Genomic DNA, 22546 nt, shown 5'->3' with positions numbered 1-22546 from the left:
GTTCTAAAAGCCAGTCCTTCAGGCCTCTTTCAACCCATATAAAGGCTGTTACAGCCCTCATTTAGCCAATAACACATAGCTGTAGATAGTTGAACGGTCCAGCCCTATACAATCCATTACTTCTTTCTGTTTAATTAATCTCATAGTGAATACCTCAACTTAAATCACAACATGGGCTTCGCCTAAAAAAATTATTGATCAATTACATACAAACAGGACGCACTAATTCTCACATATATCATCTCTTTGCTGTAACTAATTTATGGCACAGCTAAGCAGCAAGTGGCATTGAGTCCACCAGCTGTTTTTTGAAATAAGGAAGCATTATGCCTATTACATAAACTAATCGATTACTTACGACATAGGCCGTCATTACACACGGGAAAGATGTTCGGCAAGTGATCACGGAGCCCCACCAAGGTAAACATACCTATATTTCCCACTCGGCAATAAGTATCTGGTACTTCGGCCGCTGACGTCGGCTTTAGACCAGTATCTATCTCAAATATTAGTTCTACTGGCTAACAGATATGCGCGAAGGCTAACAGGATCAGGCACTAGCATGGAAGTGACCATCCGTGACAGGACGTAACGGTTGAGCATCCAGGGACTTGAACAACTTCCCTATTTAACTGCCAGTTCGCCTTCCATGGCTCTCGTTCATAAACTTAGAAACCCTAGGTTTCTATTCTCCGAGTCACTGGAATGCAAGTGCTTGATAGCATGCCTAACCCTTATCGTTTCAAACTGAGTGGCAATAAGTATCTCGTACTTCGTCCGCCGGCGTCGGCTTTAACTAAAAAGCCTTGCTCGACCATTTGCGCAAGGTGACGGGTGGCGGTGGCGCGGCTCACCTTAGCGACCTTTTGATACTGGCTACTATTCATCCCTAATTCAAAATCGCCATCTAACATCCGATTGAGCACTTTGGCTTGCTCCTGACTCAATAAAGATTGGTCGACACTTTGCCAATACTGAGTTTTAGACAGCGTTCTGCTCACATCTGCCATCGCATTGAGTAAGCAATCATTGAGGGTTTCAAAAAACCATACTAACCAAGGAGTAATATCTACATCACCCCTTTGAGTGGACTCTAAAATGTCATAGTAGGTTTGGCGACGGGCAAGAATACTGACCGACATAGCGTAAAAACGAATCGAGCGTTTCTCCGCTTGCGCCAGAGCTAAATCAGTCAATAAGCGCGTGATGCGCCCATTACCATCATCAAGTGGATGAAGAGTAACAAACCAAAGATGTGTTATCGCCGCACGGATAAGCGGATCTAAAACCTGTGCTTGCCGTGAAGCATTAAACCATTCGATAAACTGCGAGAGTTCAGCATCCAATGCCGCTCTAGAGGGTGCCTCAAAATGTACTGTTGGTTTATCAATGCGGCCAGAGACAACCTGCATAGGTGTATCGCCACGCAGCGCTCCGCCAATAACAGGGTTAAACAGCGTATAACCCTGGGGAAATAACTGTTTATGCCAACCTAATATCCGCTCAAGGGTTAATTCAGTCTCTAAATTTTTTAAGGCATCGAGCATAATGTCAGCCAAACCATCGGTTTGTGCTGTTGTCGGATACGGTTTATCTTCAGTCACGCCAAGTTTTTTAGCTAAGGATGAGCGTACCGAAGCAGCATTGAGCTTTTCACCTTCGATCGCACTGGAATGGATAATGTTAGCGAGTAAGGTGTCGAGTGCAGCGTCTGAAGTTAATAAGCTATCGTCGTGACTTAGCATTTGCTTGCCAAGCAACTGGCCCTGATTGAAATAGACCTGACGCAGCAAGGCATCAATGCTGCTGGTGTTCCAATGAAACTTAGGCCAATCGGCTTGCTGCCAAATCCACATATCTACCCCATGAGTCGAATAACAAGCCTATTCTACTCACATAATGAGGCGATTAACAAACCTATTCGACTCATTAATACCAACATGGCTATCCAATGCAGAGAAATGAGCCTTGTTGGTAATCCGGGATCTCGTTTCTAAGCCTTGCGGTCATCCACTTACTATTATTGTGCAGCTACAGTGCAGCTATCATACAATTTGGTGGCGCATTGCCGTTGTTCGTGACTTTTATGTATATACCCAAGCTACCTGAATATACGAGTTTCAGAGCGTCTAGGGTGATTCAATTCAAGGCGCATCAATGACAGAATGTCGGCCACCTTTTGAATTGATGCAACACGGAAGTGGAGTACCCTAGGCGCTCCGTCCCGGCGGGTTTTAACGCACTTTATGCTGTGTTGGTTATTTTTAACTTAGCCCGCTAGGTCTGCAAATAACCGCCTTGCCTAAAGTGCGTTAAACTCCCGCTGAATCCTGCATCTTCAGGTTGTTTGGGTATACTACCGACAAAACCTTCGCGCTGAGATATACTGCCGCCGCTGATTTGACACGCCAATATGAAACGCCGAGGTGATAACTTACGGCTTTACCGCACCGCTGACACACATTCTGAGCCTAACCTATGCCTGATAACACCAACAATTCACCAACCTCTACTCACGTACAATGTACTGCTAATACACAGCGTATCGGCAATGTTCAACCTACTGGTCATTCACCGATTGCGACGCAAGATGCAATGCATCCAGTCCAGTCGAATGCGCTCAGTGACGAACAGATAAAGGTGAAAAAGCAGAAGGTCTTTATCATAGGTTTGCCACGCACGGGCACCACGAGTGTGAGTGTTGCGCTATTGGAGCAAGGGCTAAAAGTGGCGCACATGGCCTTTACTAAACAGGCATTTATGCTGGCCGATGCAGTGTCTGACACGCCTTGTTTCAGCGATTATCAGCAGTTAGATTTATTATTTCCCGAGGCTGTGTTTGTCTATCTCGACCGCGATATCAATACTTGGTTGCCTTCAATGCAGATGTTACTTGGTAAAATGGCACCCCATTTGGATGAAAAAACGGGCCGATTCCATCCAATATTAAAGCGCAGTTTTAGGCATACTTTCGCCATAGATAAAGTGGCGGAACCTGCCAGCAGTGAGCACTTAATTGCTTGTTATCAAAAGCATCAGCAAGAAGTGTTCGCTTACTTTAGTGGGCGGGAAGACTTTATTTCAATCGATGTTAGCCATGCGGGAAGCTTGAGTCAGTTACTGCAATTTTTGGGAATGGAAGCAAACGCGGAGAATAGCGATGTCGCATTAAGTTTAAGCGAGCCACTGAGTTTCCCTAAACTTAACGTGGGCCGCAACGTAGCAAGTTGGGGCGAATATAAACACCCCAACAAGGTCAACACCAATAGCGCAGGCCCACAAAGCCGTAAGTTTTTCGACTACACGCTTTAACAATGCATTGGATCAGTACACAGATACCAATGCACAGATATCCAAGCGCTGAATTAGAAATTAGCTTTAAGCACAGCCTCTTGATCGAGCAAGCTTTGGTACAAGGTAAACTGGTTGGCGGCGCGGTCTAAATTATGGCCTTCGCGGTGGATATGGAAATACACATCACCGTTAAGATAATCCGTTAAAAAACGCACACCTATCATCAAACAAATCACCCGAGCACCGAGCCACAGACTGCGCTTTTCGTCTTCCGTTAAAACGTCACCCAACTCGCTCAAGTAGCCACGGCAAATCGCGGCGAAGATGTCTTGGCGCACTTGGACTTTATCCAAGGCCGTAGAGTCTTCCTCTTCTGGCGAGCAGAAAGTGCGTACCATGTCGCCAAAGTCATACATAAGATGACCTTTCATACAGGTATCTAAATCGATAATCGCCATGCTGGACATGTCGCGTTTATCGAAAAGCATGTTATTGATTTTAGTGTCGTTATGACAAATTCGTAGCGGCAGCTTTGGCGATATTTCTGCAAGTTCATCCAGCAAAGCCTGCTGAGATAACGCGTAATCAACCCAATGACGGCAGAGCGCTAAGCGATGTTGACTATCGAGTTCAGCGGCCTGCTTTAGTAAGGCCATGCGTCCCGGTAGATGGTGAAATTGGGGGATCACATCTTCAAGCTCTGTCGCATCAAAATCACTCAAGGCAGAGGCAAAATGCCCAAAGGCCTTGGCCGCCATTTCCGCTTCTTGTTCCGACTTAACCACTTCAATGCTAAGACTATGGGGCAAGTAACTGATCGCACGCCAAAATCCTTGCTCGCCTAAATCGATAGCCAGCTCACCCTCTTGGGTTAAACATGGGCTAACGACTTTAAGGCCGTATTGTTGCTGTAATGACTTAGCGCATAAATGATGGCTAATTTTATCGGCATTGCAGACCAAAGCGTTGGGTGTTTTAAATACCTCAGTGTTAATTCGCTGCAATACCAATTCGCCCGCAGGCCAACGCACTAAAAGGGTGTCATTGATATGGCCATTACCGAGGGCAGAAATTTTCGCCTCGGCAGATTCAATACCAAAATGAGGCAACACTGACTGCCTGATGAGTTTAATCACTCAATAACTCCGTTAATTTTTGTTTTACCCAGACAGTGTCCTGCGGATAAGTCACGCCAAGCCATGGCTCACAGGCAACATCGACATACACAGGCAAACCTTGCACAATTCCCGCTTGTACTATGGCGGGTAAATAGCATTCAGACTTAGGTTGTTGCCCCTGTTGCCCGATAAATTCGGTTAATTCACGTTTAATAACATCAAATATGTTTGGGGAGAAGCCCCAGCATGTCATAGAGACCAAGGACTGCGCCGGCAAATTAGCATGACCCTGCGGGCCATCACCCATTAAGTGGCCAGCTTGCTCGGCGATATTGAGCCATTCGGCGACCGATTTAAGCTGACCATTTTCAACCTGACACAGACCACGGTTAACACCACCGTGTTCCGACAATGTGAGTTCTATGGGATAGGCCACCATCATCCACTCGGTTGGCCTAGTGCTTAAGCCTTTGGCTAAGGAAGCAAAAGCGCTATCACCATAAAAATCATCTGCATTGATAACGGCCATTGGCCCTTTAACGAGATGGCGCGCACTCCAGAGTGCATGGGCCGTACCCCAAGGTTTAAGCCTATGGCTAAGATCCGCCAACTGCGCCGCTTCGGGTAAATCCGTTAAGACTTGATAGCAAAAATGATATTCAAAATCGACTGGCAAAAATCGTGTCAGGATCTCAGTTAATTCACTTTCTAACTCTGGGCGGATCACCAGCACAGCACGCTGAAAACCACTGCGAATGGCCGACATGATTGATAGCACCAACATGGGTTCACCCGCGGGGCCGAGTGCCGCCAATTGCTTATCGCCGCCGAAACGACTACCTAGCCCCGCAGCCATAATGACTAAGGTCAATTCTGTATTCATGCTGGATTGATATATTCAGTTCAAATTTAAAGGTGTTTCCCCAAACCGCAGCGACCTAAACAACCTAAAGTACGGTTTGAGAAAAAGAGGAGCAAAAGTGTAATCTACCCCTCTAATTGTGACTAGCATTTAAGCAGAATTTTTATCGACTTAGCTGCAGACTTTTTAACGAGCAATATAATCGCCAAAGGTGCGATTTTGTTCCAATATCGCTTGGCTGCCCTTAAGACTGAACTTATAACCACACAGGCTAATATTACCTCGGCGGGCGAGGTCAATAATGATGGCCTGAGTATCGAGTGGTGAGAATCGCGCCTCTGAAGCGGAATCCGCTTTCAGATCCACAGTCACAGGACGATAGTCAGTGCCATTGTTAAAGGATAAGACGCTGCAAGTTTTATCTCCCTTTGCCGTCGCTAAGGACCACAGGTTTTGTGCTTTACCTTTCTCACCGAGCCAACGCATGATCAAGATGTCATCCTCCAGCGCCACAGAAAAACCGTCCGGTAACGCGAGTGTCACCCGCTCACCCGCATAGGGCGCAATCGCGTTAACCGTGACAACCTCTGCACCATCACCTGTCTCAGAGTCGCCATTTGGCCAAAGGCCCCACACCAAGGCAATCAAGAGCACCACGCCACAGCCAATTCCTGCTGGGCGCCAATAACGGCGTTCCACTTTCGGCAGTTTAATCTTAGGCAACACAAAGAAACGCTTTAGTGGCGCCAAAAACTCAAATAAACCACGAAATAGCTCGGTCATCGAACCAGAATCTTTTGCTTCGGCGCGGCGCTGACGCACTTCTTCGGCATGATCTCTATCGTTAAAGCTGTCAGGCTCGTCATCTTCTTCGGCGGTAAAACGCCAACCGGGTTCAGCACTTCGCTCGGCAGGATCTAATTGCGCCGCAGTAAAGTCGACATGTTTCAAATCAACATTGTCCACATCGACATCGACCAACTCAATGTGGGTCTGTTCAACGCGGCTAGTATTAGCAGGACGAAAATCCGCATGGCTGTCTGGTATCACAAAATCGGCAGGATTCTGCGTCATTCGAGTTAACGCATCAAAGCGCAGCTCATCTTGACGCAACGCCTCTCGCTCTGCCTCCGCCGCGCTAACACTCGGCTCAACCCTCGGCGATGTTAAAACAGATTCAACATGGGTCGATAAATCGACCTCTGGCTCAGACACAGTCTCAGCGCTAATGGTTTGGGCATGAAGCTGATCAACATGCGGCTCATGCCTTTCAGCTTGAGGTTGTGCTTGAATATGAGAGGTAGATTTTGCCGATTGTCTTACGGCAACGTCTTGAGCAACAATAGGTTTAGGGTCAATGATGTTAGGATCTATGGCAGTTTTAGATGCCATGGCTTTAGGGTCTATAGTTTTAGGATCTACGATTTTAGGATCTATGGTTTTAGGTGCGATGGTTTTAGGAACGATAGTCGGTTCCACACGGCGCCTAGGCATTGCCTGTGATGTTGGTGCATCCAGCTCAGGACCGAAATAACCGTAGCGATAATCCACTATCGTTGGTGCAGGAAAGCGCCAGCCCCAAAATGTCAGTCCCGCGGCTAACACTAAACTCAATCCAATTAAGGCAATATGCACACCGGCCGCTAACAGGCCGATAAAAATTATTAACGGCAATAGAAATACGCCAATCAAGCCTTTTGACTTATCGGCATCGGCCAAACGACGCAAACTGGTGAGCCCTAATAAAGGTAGACCCAACAATGCCAGCAAATACATCAGAAAATTAGCCCCAAAAGCAGCGGCTGCAAATGCAATACAGACGTAAACGCCAACACTGATTGCGACAAAACGGGGACGAGAATCACGCCCGTGAAGGCAGAAAAGAGATTTTAACAGCACGACCCTTCCTTTATTGTTGTAAAAACGAGATACAAAAAGACACTCATTGCCTTATTCGCACGAGCGTAACCAATTTACCCGCAATTGTCAGTGCCTACGACCCAAGTCGGATAAAAATGCACATAATATCGAAGTAAATCTAAAATAGGCTTAAATTGCCAGCCAACAAGCCCTAGTATTTCTATGGTCAAAATCGGTATAATACTCGGCTTTCTGGGCCCTTCTTGCGTTAACCCATTGGATATTTAGCTCATGACCGCACGCGGAAATTTATTTATTGTGTCGGCGCCAAGTGGCGCAGGTAAATCCTCGTTGATTTCAGCCTTGCTTAAAGACAAGCCAGCCGACATGCAGGTTTCGGTATCTCATACCACCCGCGCACCACGCCCAGGTGAAGTTGATGGTCAACACTATCACTTCGTTAATGTTGAGCAATTCAAAGCCTTAATTGCTGAAAATGCCTTTTTTGAATGGGCAGAAGTGTTTGGCAATTACTATGGTACCTCGCGCCATGTGATCGAGCATACGCTCACCCAAGGTATCGATGTTTTCCTCGATATCGACTGGCAAGGTGCCGAACAAGTTAAAGCCGTGATGCCAGAGGCCGTTGGTGTGTTTATTCTACCACCCTCTAAAGCCGAGCTAGAGCGCCGCCTCACAGGTCGCGGACAAGACAGTAGCGATGTTATCGCCAGCCGTATGGCACAAGCCGTATCGGAAATGTCCCACTATAAAGAATATGATTTTATTATCGTCAACGACGATTTTGACACTGCCTTAGCCGATTTGCGTGCCATCATTCGCAGTCAGCGCTTAACAGGTGCTAGTCAGATCCACGCGCAAAATGATATGCTTCACGATCTGTTGGCAGGATAGCTGTCATAGTGTACAATTTTGCGTCATTTTTTCCCTAGATAAACTGGAGTTTCAACACATGGCTCGCGTAACTGTAGAAGACGCCGTAGAACAAATCGGCAACCGTTTTGATATGATCTTGGTTGCGGCGCGTCGTGCTCGCCAAATCGCCGTGCAGGGTAAAGACCCTATGGTTGAAGAGATGAACGACAAACCCACGGTTATCGCCCTGCGTGAAATCGAACTAGGTTTAGTTAATGCTCACACCTTAGATGCCGATGAGCGTCAAACGGTACGTGAACGTGAAGCCGCTGAAATTGCAGCGGTTGCAGCCATTGCTGAAGGTCGTTCATTATAGTTTTTGAGTAAAAACCTATTTAGGTAAAAGGAGAGCTGCCACTTGTATCTGTTTGAAGGTCTAAAGGAGTCTGCTTCCGGTTACTTAGAACCTGAACAGGTAGAATTGCTCAAGCAGGCGTACCAGATTGCGCGCGATGCCCACGAAGGGCAAATGCGCACGAGTGGCGAACCTTATATTACTCATCCGGTTGCGGTTGCCCGCATCCTTGCTGACATGCGTCTTGATCATGAGACGCTGATGGCAGCACTGCTCCATGACACCATCGAAGATACCCATGTCACCAAAGACGATTTAGCCGAACTATTCGGTGTCGCGGTGGCTGAACTCGTCGAAGGCGTATCAAAACTCGATAAGCTTAAATTTCGCGACAAGAAAGAAGCTCAGGCTGAAAACTTCCGTAAAATGATGATGGCGATGACGCAGGATATCCGCGTTATCCTCATCAAGCTTGCCGATAGAACCCACAACATGCGTACCTTAGGTGCACTGCGTCCCGACAAACGTCGCCGTATCGCCCGCGAAACCTTAGAAATCTACGCGCCCATCGCTAACCGTCTTGGTATCCATAACATCAAGACAGAGTTAGAAGACTTAGGTTTCCAAGCTTATTATCCCATGCGATATCGAGTGCTTAAAGAAGTCGTTAAAGCCGCCCGTGGCAATCGCAAAGAATTGATCCAAGGCATCGAAGCCGCTGTGTATACGCGCTTAAACGATGCGGGTATTCCAGGAAAAGTCAAAGGTCGCGAGAAAAACCTCTACTCCATCTATAACAAGATGCAGAGTAAAGAGCTGCAATTCCAAGAAGTGATGGATATCTACGCCTTTAGGGTGATAGTCGATTCCATCGACACTTGTTATCGCGTACTCGGCGCCATGCATGGACTGTACAAGCCTCGTCCCGGTCGTTTCAAAGATTATATCGCTATCCCTAAAGCCAACGGTTATCAGTCACTCCATACCTCTTTATTTGGTCCACACGGCGTGCCCGTTGAGATCCAAATTCGTACCGAAGATATGGATCAGATGGCTGACAAAGGGGTCGCCGCACACTGGGCCTACAAAGGCGGTGCGCAAACAGGCCAAGGCACGACGACTCAAGTGCGTGCCCGTAAGTGGATGCAAAGCTTGTTGGAGTTACAACAAAGCGCTAGCACCTCATTCGAATTCGTTGAAAACGTGAAGACGGAACTCTTCCCTGAAGAGATTTATGTGTTCACCCCTGAAGGTCGCATTCTGGAATTGCCCGTGAATGCCACCGCGGTAGACTTTGCCTACGAAGTGCATACTGATGTGGGTAATACCTGCGTCGGTGCCCGCGTTAACCGCCAAGCGTATCCGCTCAGCCAGCCATTAATTTCAGGCCAAACCGTTGAAATCATTACCGCTAAAGGCGCGCGTCCGAATGCCGCTTGGCTGAACTTTGTGGTAACCGGTAAAGCCCGCGCTAAAATCCGCCAAGTGCTGAAAAGCCTTAAAGGTGATGATGCGATTGCACTCGGTCGCCGCCTGCTCAACCATGCGCTCGGCAAAACTAAACTCGACAGCATTGCGCCTGAGCAGATTGAAAAAGTGATCCGCGATACTAAACATACCACGCTCGATTCGCTGCTCGCCGATATCGGTCTTGGCAATGCCATGAGTATTGTTATCGCCCAGCGTTTGATTGGCGATAATCTTGAGAATCAAGAAAGTCGCGACGGCCACATGATGCCAATTCGTGGCGCCGAAGGCATGCTCGTTACCTTCGCTAACTGTTGCCGCCCCATCCCAGGTGATGCCGTGATAGCGCACGTGAGCCAAGGTAAGGGCTTAGTGGTACACATGGAAAACTGCGCCAATATTCGTGGTTATCAAGGCGAGCCAGACAAGTATATTCCCGTACAATGGGATAATGTTGAAGGCGTTGATTACCAAGCCAATCTGCGGGTGGAAATTGTTAACCACCAAGGTGCACTGGCGAAGATCACCTCGATCATTGCCGCCGAAGGTTCAAACATTCACAACCTCAGTACTGAAGAACGTGATGGTCGCGTGTATTTGATCAACCTGCGGATTTCAGTGAAAGACAGGATCCATTTAGCCAACGTGATGCGCCGAATTAGGGTACTGCCCGAAGTACTGCGCACATCCCGTAATCGTTAATTAACTCAACACTAAAGAGAGCGTCATGGCAGAAAAAATCATCATAGCGACCGAAAACGCCCCAGCGGCCATAGGCACGTATTCACAAGCGGTTAAAGTCGGCAGCACAGTGTATTTATCTGGCCAGATCCCGCTCGTGCCAAGCACAATGCAAATTGTCAGCGATGATTTTGAAGCGCAAGTCGTGCAAGTATTTGAAAACCTGACGGCAGTTTGTACTGCTGCGGGTGGTTCAATCAACGATATCGTTAAGCTCAACATCTTCCTGATTGATTTAAGCCACTTCGCTAAAGTGAATGAAATCATGAGCCGTTACTTCAGCCAGCCATACCCAGCCCGTGCTGCTATCGGCGTGAAGCAATTGCCGAAGGATTCTCAAGTTGAAATGGACGGCGTGATGGAGCTGTAAGCGCTAGCATTTCACCTTCTATAAACGAAAAGGCGCTACGGCGCTTTTTTTGTTGCCAACACGATCCTACACCCCGCTCGCCACTCTCTTCATCTTGCTTTCATACCAATCACATTAAATATCTAATCAGTTCAGAGCCTCACAGGCATTTCAATCCAAGGCGCATTGACGCAGAAATGGTTATTCCCTTTTAAGTCAATGCAACACCGGAGTGGGATGCCTGTGTGGCTCCCGAAGGGCGGCTGATGTTCACTACATGGCAACGTGCTTTATACTGCGTTTAAGGCTTTCGACAGAGCACCACTATGCCTTCAAGCCTTCGCCTTGTCTAAAGCGCGTTGAACTCCCGCTGAATGAACAGATATTTAATACGATTGGTATAACACTCAACTTGTAGGCTTTGCGCTCCATTCTCATATTTTACAATCTTGTAAACTATTTGCGCGAGCTCACAAAACTCGCCATACTGGGTACAGCCAAAAGAACAATAAATAACAGGGAATTGCCAATGGATACAGCGATTAAGACGCCAATTGAAATGCTGGCGCACTGGGCTAATACTCAGGGGGACCAAGTCTATTTACGCCAACCGATCAAGGGTCAATTCCTTGATTTTACTTGGGCTGAAGTTCAAGAAAAAGTTCAACAACTTGCCGGAGCCTTACATCACTTAGGCTTAGAGCGTGGTGATAAAATTGCCGTTCTCTCTAAAAACTGTGCCGAATGGTTTATCACCGACCTCGCGTTGATGCACGGCGGTTATGTCAGCGTACCTATTTATCCTACCGCCAACACAGACACGATTCGCTATGTACTGCAACACAGTGGCGCAAAAGCCATTTTTCTCGGCAAGCTTGACCATTGGGCAGACCAAGAGGCTGGTGTCGGCGGCGAGCTACTACGCCTTGCCATGCCTTATGATACGATGCCAGCACAATATCAATGGGAACAATTGCTTAAGCTAGGCTATCCCTTAGTTAACGCCCCGCTGCCTACTCCAGATCAAGTGATGACACTCATCTATACCTCTGGCTCGACTGGCCAACCTAAGGGCGCGATTCAAACCTTCGCCAGCTATGGCTGGACTTGCCAAGCGGTAGTCCGTGACCTGCGCACCGATGGCGACGATAGACTTTTATCCTATTTACCCTTAGCCCACATCACTGAGCGCGTTGCGATTGAAGGATCATCCTTCTACTCAGGTAGTGTGGTGGCTTTCGTTGAAAGTCTCGACTCCTTCGTTGTCGATGTTCAACGGGCAAAACCAACGGTATTCTTCTCGGTACCACGGTTATGGAGCCTGTTTCAGAAAAACATTATCGACAAAATTGGGGTCAGTAAACTTAATCTATTGCTGAAAATCCCACTGCTTAGCAGCTTTGTGAAATACAAAATCCATAAGGGTTTAGGCTTGAACCATTGTCGTCTACTCGGCTCTGGCTCGGCGCCAATTCCGCCATCACTGATCCACTGGTATCACAGTATTGGTCTTAATATCTGCGAAGCTTGGGGTATGACAGAAAACTGTGCCTATTCGATCATCAACTATCCTTTTGATGCGCGTAAAATTGGTACTGTTGGCCGCCCAGTAGAGGATTGCCAGATCCGCCAAGGCGAGGATGGTGAGCTACTGCTTAAGAGTCCGGGATTAATGACTGCTTATTATCTTCAGCCAGAAGCTACCGCAGCGGCATTCGATGCTGATGGTTTCTTCCACACAGGCGATCTGTGCTCAATTGATGCCGATGGTTGTGTCACTATTACTGGCCGAGTGAAAGACAACTTTAAAACCGCCAAGGGCAAATATGTAGCGCCCGTGCCTATCGAACGTAAACTGGCACAGGATCCCCATGTTGAACTGATCTGCGTGATTGGCTCTGGTCTGCCACATCCCGTCGCACTAGTGCAGTTATCCGAAGGGGCAAATCTACAAGCCCGCGAAGAAGTCCGCACCTCACTCAAAGCGACACTCGATAGCGTTAATCCGCACTTAGAGTCACACGAACATGTCGATGCGATTGTCGTGGTCAGTGATCCTTGGACGATTGAGAATGATGCGCTCACACCTACCCTCAAAATCAAACGCCATGTGCTTGAAAAAGCCTTTAGCGAACGAGTTGACGGCATTCGTGGCGCCCAAGTCCGCTGGGAAGATGAATTAACTCAAAAATAACTAGGCCAAACAATCAGTTGGCGAGTATGGTCATCAGCTAAAACTAAGCACGCCTAGGGTGTGCTTTTTTATGACATATTCTGTCAAAATCCGATAAAACCACGTATCATGTGCGCCAGTCGGCCAAGGGGCAATTCCCTTGTACTTTTCCATTCAATATTAGGTTTAACAGAGTCTAACGATGCTAATTACACTATCGATTATTGGCGGTTTTATTATTTTAACCTTAGGCGCAGAAGCCCTAGTGCGTGGCGCGAGTTCTATCGCTCTACGTTTAGGTATTACGCCACTTATCATAGGCTTAACTATTGTAGCCTTTGGTACTAGCGCACCAGAACTGGCTGTGAGTGTAAAATCTGCTCTAGCAGGAAACAGCGGTATCGCCTTAGGTAACGTTATTGGCTCTAACATTGCTAACATAGGTTTGATTTTAGCCATCACGGCACTTATCCGCCCTATTCAAGTGCAATCTCAAGTCGTAAAGCGTGATATCCCTTTGATGATATTGGCTTCCATGTTGTTCTGGGCACTCTTGTTAGATGGCGAGCTCAGCCTAATTGACGGTGTGATATTGCTGTCACTACTGTTCGGTTATTTAGCCTTTAGTTACATCAGCTCGAAAAATGGTAATGAAGAGGAAGAGATTGAAGCAGGTCCAAATAATCCGCTACTTTCAGCCCTATTTATCTTAGTCGGTATTGGTATGTTAGTCGGTGGCGGTATTTTGTTTGTCAACGGCGCAGTAGATTTAGCCAAGACCTTCGGTATCAGTGAAGTCATTATCGGCTTAACGATCGTGGCGATTGGTACCAGTATGCCAGAGTTAGTAACTTCTGTTCTAGCGGCACTGAAAGGTCAGAGTGACATAGCCATAGGTAACGTTGTCGGTTCTAACATATTCAATATTTTGGGTATTTTAGGTATTACTGCAATAGTACAGCCGGTATCATCACTTGGCTTCCAACCCTTTGATTTCATCGTGATGTTGGCATTTGCCATCATGATTTTACCTTTCGCTTGGACAGGATTTCGTATTGGCCGCCGCGAAGGTTCAGTATTACTACTGTGCTACTTAGGTTACTTGGGCTACCTAATAAACCAAGCGAGCACTCAAGCTGTGGTATAACACTTAGCTGCTCATTTACGATAAAAAACACCGGAGCCTCTCCGGTGTTTTGCTCTCTAGGTATTGCTGTCCTTTATTCATCACGCACTTTCTTTAAAGCACACCTCATAAAAAATATAAGCACACAACTCAGCTGATGACATTTGTCATGCCAAAGCCATGACCTTTGTGTCTGCACTTCTTCTATCGAATTTCTGATAATGAGCCCGTACCCAAACATTGGGAAACTCACTCAATAAGGAAATACCATGAAAACATTACTCCTCGCCTCCAGCTTTATACTTATCAGTACTCACACGTTTGCAGCAACGCCATCAAACACTAACATCACCAACGTAGATGCAGCCTCGAATGCGATTAATCTAAATCAATTACAACAACTTAGCGGAAGCACTCAAGATTATGATAAAGCCTATGCGAACTATCGCTTAGCCATCAGTGCCAATGTAATGGGGCAGAAAACGCTCGCTAGCAGCGCACTGACTACAGCGCAAACCACATTAGAAGCACTCGAAACCAGCCAAGCGAATGCAGAATCCCTCGCGCTGTTATCGTCGGTTTATGGCATGCAAATCGCCTTAGACAATAGCAAAGGTGCAACGCTCGGTATGAAATCCGCCAAGGCGATTGCCAGTGCCGAACAATTAGAACCACAAAATCCACGGGTAGCGCTTGTTAAAGCCATCGCCGCCTATAACACGCCAGCCATATTTGGCGGCAGCATGCAAAATGCTAAGACCTTAGCCACTACAGCAATAGAAAGATTCGCCCAGCCTTGCGACAATATTTGCTGGGGTGAAGCCGAAGCTTACACGTGGCGCGGGCTCGCTAAACAGGAATTAGGCGATAGCCAAGGCGCGATTGAAGATTGGCAACAAGCGATCAAAGTACAAGCAGATTATGGTTGGGCAAAATTTTTGCTTCAACAAAATCAGCAATTAAGTGCAAAATAGACAAAGTTGTTAACGGGGATCTATGGCGCTGACGATAGCGCCAATCCCTAAAAAGAATAAATTAAAACAGATGCCATCGGTGGGCATTCAACAACCAACTCAGTGACACAGAGGCATCATGATAAGCACTCCCCTTCAGCTCGAACGAAAACTTGCTTGGGTGTATTTGATAAACTTAGTGTTTTATCTGATCCCACTTGCCATTAATCCCTATCCAAGCTGGAAAATCGCCCTCAGTTTTGCCGTGTTAATCCCTTTTATTGCCAGTTATTTTTGGACCTATAAGTGCAATAGCCGTAGCGCCTATCTGCCCATTCTCATTATGGTGGCCATAGCAATAGCGATCACACCAATCAACCCAGGCTCTATCTCGCTATTTACCTTTGCCGCTTTCTTCATTGGCTTTTTTTATCCTCTCCGGACCTGTCTGTTGGCTATTGCAGCCCTCATCGGCCTGCTGTTTGCCCTCAATGAGATTTACCACTTTAACAGTTACTACTTTCCGCTTTACGGCTCGGGATTAGTGCTCGGCGTGGGCATGTTTGGTGTCGCCGAACGCAGACGTTATCGGCATAAATTGAAAGAACAGCAAAGTGCCCAAGAAATTACCACCTTGGCCACTATGCTTGAGCGTGAACGTATCGCGCGGGATCTACACGACATTATGGGGCATAGCCTATCTTCCATCGCCCTTAAGGCTGAGCTAGCCGAAAAGCTAATCGCAAAACAAGAATATGAACTCGCATCAACCCAATTGACTGAGCTAGGACAAATTGCGAGGGAAAGTTTAAGCCAGATCCGCCACACAGTGTCAGACTACAAACACAAGGGCCTAGAGAGTTGCGTGACGCAGCTTTGTAAATCCTTAAGGGATAAAGGCTTAAGTGTCGAGCTCAGTGGTGAGCTACCCAAGCTAGGTGCAAGCACAGAAAGCCAACTGAGTTTGATCCTCACCGAACTCATTAATAATATTCTTCGCCATAGCGGTGCAAGTGAATGCTCTATCCACTTTTCTAAGCAATCAGACCGCCTGCTGCTAGAAGTCAAAGACAATGCCGCGGCCAAACCTTTTATAGAAGGTAATGGCCTCACTGGTATACGCGAGCGTCTCGACAGTTTAGGCGGCAGCTTGAGCTATAATCTCGAACAGGGATATACCTTTACCGTCAGTTTACCTTTGCAGGGAGCAACACATTAATGAAGATTTTATTGGCGGAAGATCAAGCTATGGTGCGAGGAGCACTCGCCGCACTCCTTACGCTTGCAGGGGGTTTTAGTATCACCCAAGCGAGTGACGGTGACGAAGCTCTAAGCTTACTCAAACAGCAAAGCTTTGATCTCTTGCTAACGGATATCGAAATGCCCGGCCGCACAGGCTTAGAGCTGGCCACATGGTTAAAGGAGCAACATAGCCAAACTAAGGTTGTGGTCATTACCACCTTCGGCCGTGCGGGCTATATTAAACGTGCCATCGAAGCGGGTGTGGGCGGCTTTCTGCTTAAAGATGCGCCCTCGGAAACCTTAGTCAACGCGATTCAACAAGTGATGGCGGGAAAACGAGTGATCGATCCTGAACTTGCCATGATGGCGATTGGCGATGTCGACCCGCTCAACGACAAAGAACGCCGCGCTCTTCGTCTCGCTAGCGAAGGCAAATCCACCTCCGACATCGCCGAAACTCTTTTTATCGCCGAAGGGACTGTTCGCAACTACCTCTCAGAAGCCATAGCCAAACTCAATGCCAGTAATCGAATCGATGCAGCCCGCATTGCCAAGCAAAAAGGCTGGTTGTAATAACACTCACAGTTAACCACGCTTTCAGCCTAACGATATCTTATCAACAATTTTGTGGTCTTAAGGCCACAGAAGGATATTAGCTATGCTTCCAAACAAAATTTGATAACACCCTAATTCCCCTTGAGATTGCCTTACGCTTATTCTCTGTTAATATATGTATAAATTCACAGTGATTGAGTGCTAACGACTTGCAGCAATTGGATCTTGTTCCGATCACCGACCTCAAAGGCGTCGCCAAAAAGGTCGCGGAGAAACTCGCAAAGCTCGGCATCACAACAGTACAAGATCTGCTGTTTCACTTACCCCTGCGCTACGAAGACAGAACCCAAATCTATCCCATTGCCGCCCTCAGCCTAGGCGGTTACGGCACTATAGAAGCTGAAATCCAATCGACACAAATCATCCAAGGCCGCAAGCGCATGCTGGTCTGCAATGTGCGCGACGATACGGGCAGCTTAAGCCTGCGCTTCTTTAACTTTTCCGTTGCTCAGCGTAATGCCATGCAAAATGGTTTGATGATCCGCGCCTATGGTGAAGTGCGCCGTGGTAGTCATCAAGCTGAGATAGTGCATCCAGAATATAAAGTGGTGTATCCCGGTGAAGATGTTCACCTGAGTGATACCCTAACGCCGATTTATCCCACGACTGAGGGCTTAAAACAGGCGAGTTGGTTAAAGCTGACGGAGCAAGCCTTGGTATTGCTGGAAGAGGGTGGCTTAACTGAGCTGCTGCCACCACAATTGCAACCTAACAACATCAGCCTTAAACAAGCGCTGCAGACGCTACATCGCCCGCCTGCGGGGATCTCTCAGTTCGATTTAGAGCTAGGTCAACACCCTGCCCAGCAACGACTCGTGCAGGAAGAATTACTCGCCCACAATCTCAGCATGTTACGCCTAAGGCAGCGCAGTAATTTAGATGCCGCTGTCACCATGCAGGCCACGGGACAGTTGCTCAATCCCTTCCTCGCGGCTTTGCCCTTTAAGCCGACTGGCGCCCAGCAAAGAGTCGTGGCTGATATAGGCAAAGATTTAGAAAAACCGCACCCTATGATGCGCTTAGTGCAAGGGGATGTTGGCTCGGGCAAAACCTTAGTCGCGGCGATGGCGGCATTACAAGCGATTGAAAACGGTTATCAAGTTGCCATGATGGCACCGACCGAGTTATTGGCCGAGCAACATGCAACTAACTTTGCCGCTTGGTTTGAGCCACTCGGACTTAAGGTAGGTTGGCTGGCGGGAAAACTTAAAGGCAAGGCCAGAACCCAATCCCTTGCGGATATTGAATCTGGCGCAGCCCAGATGGTGATTGGGACCCATGCCATCTTCCAGCAGCATGTGGTCTTTAGCAAACTCGCGTTAATTATTATCGATGAGCAACACAGATTCGGCGTACACCAACGCTTAGGCCTGCGGGAAAAGGGCGTGAGCCAAGGTTTCCACCCGCATCAATTGATCATGACAGCCACACCCATTCCCCGCACGCTGGCGATGACGGCCTATGCAGATCTCGACACGTCCATTATCGATGAGCTGCCGCCGGGGCGAACTCCAGTGACCACTGTGGCGATTGCTGATTTACGCCGTAACGAAGTGCTTGAACGGGTCCGCAACGCTGTCATTAGCGACCAACGTCAGGCCTATTGGGTATGTACTCTGATTGAAGAATCCGAAGTACTCGAATGCCAAGCCGCCGAAGACACAGCCGAAGAACTGCGCCTCGCCCTGCCCGAGCTCAATATTGGCCTAGTGCATGGCAGATTAAAGAGCGCCGAGAAACAGCAAATCATGGCCGACTTTAAGGCAGGCATTATTCATCTACTGGTAGCGACAACCGTGATTGAAGTGGGCGTCGACGTGCCCAATGCCAGCCTGATGATCATTGAAAACCCTGAACGTTTAGGTCTAGCACAACTACATCAACTGCGCGGACGAGTCGGTCGAGGCGCCATCGCAAGCCATTGTGTGTTACTCTACAAGGCGCCGTTGAGCCATACCGCCACCCAAAGACTGAGTGTACTCAGACAAAGCAATGATGGTTTCATCATAGCGCAGAAAGATTTAGAAATTCGTGGTCCGGGTGAAGTGCTTGGCACTAAGCAGACGGGACTGGCTGAGCTCAAAATTGCCGATCTGGTGCGCGATCAAGCTTTGATCCCACACATTCAGAAATTAGCGAGCCATGTAATGGCGCAAGCTCCCGAAAAAGTCGATGCAATTATTTTACGTTGGCTCGGGCACAGACAGCACTATGTGCAGGCTTAAGCCGTAAATATTAAAGGGTAAAGAACGAGGCGTAACATCTGCCTTTACTCGAAATAAATTGTTTATGTTCAGCTAAGCGCTATAGACAAGCGCATGGAAACTTGCAAAATGAACCTGCGGCCTTCAAATAGCCCGCTCTTGCACTTTAATGTTAGCTGCATGTATTCACCAAGTTACCTTGACACTCAAGCGAAGGATGTAAAATGCAAGTTAATCAAGATGATAGAATAACACCTCAAGAGACTTCTTCTAGCAGCAATCGCTTTGCGCTTTTTGCGATAGTGCTCGTCGTGCTACTTTCTGCCGGAGGATATTATTACTACAGCGGTGATTCTGACTCACCTAAACTCATTCCTAACGCCCCTATTGTATTGCCTGAAACACCGCCATCTGAACCTATGACGCTCGAAAGTACGCCAGAGCCTGAAACCACAGAGACGACGCCTGCCGTTACAGAAACGAACACCAATAGCACTGAAACCACTGCAGTGGCAGAGCCTGAAGTTGTCGTAGAACCTGTGCCTGTGCTGGCTGAAAGTGATGCATTTGTGCAACAAAAAGCCCTCGCCATGATCAATAACAATGTGCTGAGTTCTTCGTTAGTGCAGCAAGATCTCGTCCGCCAATTTGTGGTATTCGTGGATAACCTAGCTCAGGGTGAATTAACCCGTAAAGTTAGCCCACTTAAAGGACCAGAGAAGCTGTTCTCAGTCTCAGAAATCACCAACAAAGTGTATTTAAATCCTGAGGGTTTCCACAGATACGATGCCTATGTTGACTCGATTGCCAAAATGGACGAACAGGGCTTAATCACAACTTACAAGCAACTGACGCCGCTCCTAGAGGAAGCCTTTACCGAACTCGGCTACAGCAACGCCAAATTTAACGACAGAATGCTGCAAGCGATTAAAATGTTACTCGCAGCACCTATTATTGAAGATCCGATTGAGCTGAATTCAATTAGCGTTAACTATCAATTCGTTGACCCTAACTTAGAGGCACTACCCAGTGCACAAAAACTGTTGATCCGTATGGGTCCAGAAAATACTCGCAAGTTGAAAGTAGCGCTGCGTAAAATCGAGAATCAATTGTCGCAATAGGTTATCAAGCTCATGCCAAAAGGCGCTCAGTGCGCCTTTTTTCATTTTAACCTGTAAGTTAAAGTGTCTGCGAAATCAGATAGCCACTGCGATATTTGTTACTCAATGTCGAATAAGTGCTGTAAATCACAGCACTTGATCCCATTCCGTTAACCCGCACAATGCAAATGGCTTCATAAAAAGAAGGGGCATAGTGTAGAATGACCACGCTGTAGAGGGCATTTCGAGCGTCATTCTTCTAACGCGTATACTCCTCACTATGGTATGACAATCCATTAATGTTCTAACTTAGTTAGGGATAACTAAGACAGCTTAAATTTAGTGTCGAGGCAAAGTAGTGCAACTAACATTCAGCATTCTCTCTTGGGGCGCTTGGGCCCCCCAATATCAGCACCATCAAAGTTGGCAAACTTGGTGCGAGAGTTCGGCTGAGCTCAATCTCGATACGCCACCACAGTCGGATACCACCGCTCCCGCACTCAAACAAATTCCCGCCATGCAGCGCCGCCGTTTTAGTCGCTTGACTAAGATGATGTTAGAGGTGAGTTTTCAGTGCGAAATGCCTGCAAATTGTCGCTCTATTTTTGCCTCGCGCCATGGAGAGTTGCAGCGCACCATTGGCCTACTCGAAGACATTATCGCCAAACAGCCCTTATCGCCCTTAGGTTTTAGTCAGTCAGTGCACAACACCGCCAGCGGCATTTTTGGCATAGTGGCGGCCAATACCGCGCCTTCAACCTCAGTTGCGGCGGGCACAGAAACCCTGTCCCAAGCTATGGCCGAAGCCTTCGCCCAATTACATCAATCGCCAGAACCATTGTTATTGGTCTTCGGTGATGATCCAGTGCCTCCTGTGTACGATGAGTTTACCCAAGAATTTGAATTACCTTTGGCCCTAGGCCTACAGCTCGCGCCCTTCGATACACCCGCTTCGGCCAAGCTCACAGTGAGCCGTATTTCTAAGGCAACAGCTTTAAATCCGCTGACCTATGGTGCATTTATCCACGCCCTAGCAACGGCGCAAAATATTTCAGGCTGCTTATCCCAATGGCATTGGAGACTTGAGCATGTTTGATGCAGCCCACAGCCATGACGCCGCTAAGGGCCATGAAGATTCAATGCTCAATGCCGCATATACCTTGCCAGAAACTCGCCGCGAAGGGCTGAATTATGTGCCACGTTGGCTAGGTGGCGTAAGTTGTTATATCGCCTTTGGCTTAGGCGGCTTATTAAGCTCCTTGACCATTCTGCCGCTACTGCGTTTTTGGCCAGGCACACCAGAGGCGCGGATTATTCGAGTCCAAAAAGCCGTGCATTTAATGTTCAAAGGCTTTGTCGCCATGCTCACTTGGGCAGGTGTGATTAAGGTCAGCAGCCACGATGCCCAAAAATTACATGATGCCAGAGGCGTTATCGTCATAGCCAATCACCCCAGTTTAGTCGATGTGGTGGTATTGATAAGTCTCATGCCCAATGCGGGCTGCATAGTCAAACAAGCTTTGTGGCGTAATCCATTTTTGCGGGGTGTGGTGTCCTGCGCGGGTTATATTCCCAATCGCGGCGCCGAACTCATGCTAGAGGATTGCCGCGAAGTGCTCGCAAGAGGCACCAATTTAATCATCTTCCCCGAGGGCACGCGTACGGTGGTCGGTGCGACCATTAACCACTTTGCCCGCGGCGCTGCCAATATCGCCTTAAGGGCCGAAGCGGATATTTTACCTGTGGTGCTACGTACCAATGTGCGTGGTTTGACAAAGGAGCAACCTTGGTATGAAATCCCAAGGCAAACCATGGGAATGGCCGTTGAAATCGGCACAATCGTTTCTTACCAGAAGTACCAAGCGGCTTTAGGTGAGCATGCAAAAATGGCCCGGCAGCTGACGCGGGATCTTGAACATTACTATAAACAACAACTCGAAAATAATTATGAACTTAAACAATGAAATAAAGCAGTTAATCATCGACTGTCTCGATCTAGAAGACGTCAGCATTGATGATATTGAAACCGATGCGCCGCTATTTGGCGAAGGTTTAGGCTTAGATTCTATCGACGCCCTCGAGCTCGGCTTAGCCATCAAGAAAAAATTTGATGTCAAAATCGAAGCCAATTCGGATGCCACTAAGGCCCATTTTCACAGTGTTGCCAGCTTAGCTCGCTTTATCGAATCACAGCGTCCATAGGAGAGGAAT

20 protein-coding genes are annotated in these 22546 nt (G+C 47.6%); 15 read left to right on the top strand and 5 right to left on the bottom strand.

The features are described from left to right. Nucleotides 1-57 precede the first annotated feature (57 nt). Nucleotides 58-117, bottom strand: a complete 60-nt coding sequence (locus L5M37_RS24180; RefSeq protein ID WP_372832173.1) for a hypothetical protein — start codon at nt 115-117, stop codon at nt 58-60. A gap of 617 nt (nt 118-734) precedes the next feature. Next, on the bottom strand, nt 735-1856 hold the full coding sequence (locus L5M37_RS19195) for a Fic family protein (protein WP_263201630.1): 1122 nt from the start codon (nt 1854-1856) through the stop codon (nt 735-737). A gap of 622 nt (nt 1857-2478) precedes the next feature. On the opposite strand from L5M37_RS19195, the gene L5M37_RS19190 reads away from it, so the two are divergent. After that, the gene (locus tag L5M37_RS19190; protein ID WP_263201628.1) at nt 2479-3312 is read left to right on the top strand and encodes a sulfotransferase; all 834 of its coding nucleotides are present in this window, start codon (nt 2479-2481) and stop codon (nt 3310-3312) included. 53 nt (nt 3313-3365) lie between these two features. On the opposite strand, the gene L5M37_RS19185 is transcribed toward L5M37_RS19190, so the two are convergent. The 3 genes from L5M37_RS19185 to L5M37_RS19175 form a co-directional block, all read right to left on the bottom strand. After that, nucleotides 3366-4430 carry a phosphotransferase enzyme family protein gene (locus L5M37_RS19185; RefSeq protein WP_168826533.1) on the bottom strand — a complete coding sequence of 355 codons (1065 nt, stop codon included), beginning with the start codon at nt 4428-4430 and terminating at the stop codon, nt 3366-3368. Continuing rightward, the gene (locus L5M37_RS19180) at nt 4423-5295 is read right to left on the bottom strand and encodes an NDP-sugar synthase (RefSeq protein ID WP_263201627.1); all 873 of its coding nucleotides are present in this window, start codon (nt 5293-5295) and stop codon (nt 4423-4425) included. The genes L5M37_RS19185 and L5M37_RS19180 overlap by 8 nt, the downstream gene beginning before the upstream one ends. 165 nt (nt 5296-5460) lie before the next feature. Further along, complete coding sequence (locus L5M37_RS19175) at nt 5461-7173, bottom strand: hypothetical protein (RefSeq protein ID WP_263201625.1); 1713 nt, start codon at nt 7171-7173, stop codon at nt 5461-5463. Between the two features lie 252 nt (nt 7174-7425). Here L5M37_RS19175 and gmk point away from each other — a divergent pair, with 252 nt between their 5' ends. The 14 genes from gmk to L5M37_RS19105 all read left to right on the top strand — a co-directional run bounded on the left by gmk (nt 7426) and on the right by L5M37_RS19105 (nt 22537). Next, a complete protein-coding gene (gene gmk, locus L5M37_RS19170) occupies nt 7426-8049 on the top strand; it encodes a guanylate kinase (protein ID WP_105251162.1) in 624 nt (207 codons plus the stop codon). Nucleotides 8050-8107: 58 nt separating this feature from the next. Continuing rightward, a complete protein-coding gene (gene rpoZ, locus L5M37_RS19165; protein ID WP_007651394.1) occupies nt 8108-8386 on the top strand; it encodes a DNA-directed RNA polymerase subunit omega in 279 nt (92 codons plus the stop codon). A gap of 42 nt (nt 8387-8428) precedes the next feature. Further along, nucleotides 8429-10534 (top strand): bifunctional GTP diphosphokinase/guanosine-3',5'-bis pyrophosphate 3'-pyrophosphohydrolase, encoded by a 2106-nt coding sequence (gene spoT / locus L5M37_RS19160; protein ID WP_105251161.1) that lies wholly within the window; start codon nt 8429-8431, stop codon nt 10532-10534. Nucleotides 10535-10559: 25 nt separating this feature from the next. After that, complete coding sequence (locus tag L5M37_RS19155) at nt 10560-10943, top strand: RidA family protein (protein WP_006079838.1); 384 nt, start codon at nt 10560-10562, stop codon at nt 10941-10943. A gap of 508 nt (nt 10944-11451) precedes the next feature. Continuing rightward, nucleotides 11452-13116: an AMP-binding protein gene (locus L5M37_RS19150; RefSeq protein WP_212600293.1), complete on the top strand. Its 1665-nt coding sequence runs from the start codon at nt 11452-11454 to the stop codon at nt 13114-13116. A 181-nt stretch (nt 13117-13297) separates the two neighbouring features. After that, entirely contained in the window at nt 13298-14242 is a 945-nt protein-coding gene (locus tag L5M37_RS19145) for a calcium/sodium antiporter (protein WP_105251158.1), read from the top strand. A gap of 248 nt (nt 14243-14490) precedes the next feature. After that, on the top strand, nt 14491-15195 hold the full coding sequence (locus L5M37_RS19140; RefSeq protein WP_263201624.1) for a hypothetical protein: 705 nt from the start codon (nt 14491-14493) through the stop codon (nt 15193-15195). 118 nt (nt 15196-15313) lie between these two features. Beyond that, entirely contained in the window at nt 15314-16393 is a 1080-nt protein-coding gene (locus L5M37_RS19135; RefSeq protein WP_168826523.1) for a sensor histidine kinase, read from the top strand. Further along, entirely contained in the window at nt 16393-16989 is a 597-nt protein-coding gene (locus tag L5M37_RS19130; RefSeq protein WP_198572537.1) for a response regulator transcription factor, read from the top strand. Before L5M37_RS19135 ends, L5M37_RS19130 begins: the two co-directional genes overlap by 1 nt. Nucleotides 16990-17180: 191 nt before the next feature. Next, on the top strand, nt 17181-19256 hold the full coding sequence (gene recG / locus L5M37_RS19125; protein ID WP_263201622.1) for an ATP-dependent DNA helicase RecG: 2076 nt from the start codon (nt 17181-17183) through the stop codon (nt 19254-19256). A 203-nt stretch (nt 19257-19459) separates the two neighbouring features. After that, nucleotides 19460-20356 carry a DUF3014 domain-containing protein gene (locus L5M37_RS19120; protein ID WP_219251363.1) on the top strand — a complete coding sequence of 299 codons (897 nt, stop codon included), beginning with the start codon at nt 19460-19462 and terminating at the stop codon, nt 20354-20356. Nucleotides 20357-20693: 337 nt separating this feature from the next. After that, a complete protein-coding gene (locus tag L5M37_RS19115) occupies nt 20694-21431 on the top strand; it encodes a beta-ketoacyl synthase chain length factor (protein WP_219251362.1) in 738 nt (245 codons plus the stop codon). Then, nucleotides 21424-22299 carry a lysophospholipid acyltransferase family protein gene (locus tag L5M37_RS19110; RefSeq protein WP_173242769.1) on the top strand — a complete coding sequence of 292 codons (876 nt, stop codon included), beginning with the start codon at nt 21424-21426 and terminating at the stop codon, nt 22297-22299. Before L5M37_RS19115 ends, L5M37_RS19110 begins: the two co-directional genes overlap by 8 nt. Beyond that, nucleotides 22283-22537, top strand: a complete 255-nt coding sequence (locus tag L5M37_RS19105; protein WP_011787697.1) for a phosphopantetheine-binding protein — start codon at nt 22283-22285, stop codon at nt 22535-22537. Before L5M37_RS19110 ends, L5M37_RS19105 begins: the two co-directional genes overlap by 17 nt. Nucleotides 22538-22546: the final 9 nt, after the last annotated feature.

It is taken from the genome of Shewanella sp. SM69 (assembly GCF_025653985.1).
Lineage (GTDB): Bacteria > Pseudomonadota > Gammaproteobacteria > Enterobacterales > Shewanellaceae > Shewanella > Shewanella oncorhynchi.
This window is presented reverse-complemented; position numbering and strand designations above follow the sequence as displayed.

Excerpts from the sequence above, each read along its gene's own strand:
- L5M37_RS19195 (WP_263201630.1), bottom strand. The coding sequence starts at position 1,856 with ATGTGGATTTGGCAGCAAGCCGATTGGCCTAAGTTTCATTGGAACACC.
- L5M37_RS19190 (WP_263201628.1), top strand. The coding sequence starts at position 2,479 with ATGCCTGATAACACCAACAATTCACCAACCTCTACTCACGTACAATGT.
- L5M37_RS19180 (WP_263201627.1), bottom strand. The coding sequence starts at position 5,295 with ATGAATACAGAATTGACCTTAGTCATTATGGCTGCGGGGCTAGGTAGT.
- gmk (WP_105251162.1), top strand. The coding sequence starts at position 7,426 with ATGACCGCACGCGGAAATTTATTTATTGTGTCGGCGCCAAGTGGCGCA.
- rpoZ (WP_007651394.1), top strand. The coding sequence starts at position 8,108 with ATGGCTCGCGTAACTGTAGAAGACGCCGTAGAACAAATCGGCAACCGT.
- L5M37_RS19155 (WP_006079838.1), top strand. The coding sequence starts at position 10,560 with ATGGCAGAAAAAATCATCATAGCGACCGAAAACGCCCCAGCGGCCATA.
- L5M37_RS19150 (WP_212600293.1), top strand. The coding sequence starts at position 11,452 with ATGGATACAGCGATTAAGACGCCAATTGAAATGCTGGCGCACTGGGCT.
- L5M37_RS19145 (WP_105251158.1), top strand. The coding sequence starts at position 13,298 with ATGCTAATTACACTATCGATTATTGGCGGTTTTATTATTTTAACCTTA.
- L5M37_RS19140 (WP_263201624.1), top strand. The coding sequence starts at position 14,491 with ATGAAAACATTACTCCTCGCCTCCAGCTTTATACTTATCAGTACTCAC.
- L5M37_RS19135 (WP_168826523.1), top strand. The coding sequence starts at position 15,314 with ATGATAAGCACTCCCCTTCAGCTCGAACGAAAACTTGCTTGGGTGTAT.
- L5M37_RS19130 (WP_198572537.1), top strand. The coding sequence starts at position 16,393 with ATGAAGATTTTATTGGCGGAAGATCAAGCTATGGTGCGAGGAGCACTC.
- L5M37_RS19120 (WP_219251363.1), top strand. The coding sequence starts at position 19,460 with ATGCAAGTTAATCAAGATGATAGAATAACACCTCAAGAGACTTCTTCT.
- L5M37_RS19110 (WP_173242769.1), top strand. The coding sequence starts at position 21,424 with ATGTTTGATGCAGCCCACAGCCATGACGCCGCTAAGGGCCATGAAGAT.
- L5M37_RS19105 (WP_011787697.1), top strand. The coding sequence starts at position 22,283 with ATGAACTTAAACAATGAAATAAAGCAGTTAATCATCGACTGTCTCGAT.